At 45.7% G+C, this 243-nt stretch carries 1 pseudogene; it reads right to left on the reverse strand.

Annotated elements, in window-relative coordinates:
- Positions 1 to 159, reverse strand: a pseudogene (locus PPOP_RS25830) (transposase); the annotation flags it as partial.
- Between the last annotated feature and the right edge of the window lie 84 nt (positions 160 to 243).

Raw genomic sequence — 243 nt, forward strand, 5'->3', positions numbered from 1 at the left:
TTCCTGAAATAACGTTCGTGCCTTGTCAATTTTCCAAACCACCCGGAGATGACGAAATACCTGTTTCGTCATCTTTGCGAAGAAGCTTTCAATCACATTGAGCCAGGAGCCATGTTTGGGGGTGAAGACGAACTCAAACCGATCCGGACTGTTTTTTGCAAGTGAAAAATGCTCAATTTTGCAGCCAAAAGTACCGAGGCACCTGCCAACCCTCCAAAGCTTAAAAAGGAATCCGTTCCATCG

The organism is Paenibacillus popilliae ATCC 14706 (genome assembly GCF_000315235.1).
Lineage (GTDB): Bacteria > Bacillota > Bacilli > Paenibacillales > Paenibacillaceae > Paenibacillus_B > Paenibacillus_B popilliae.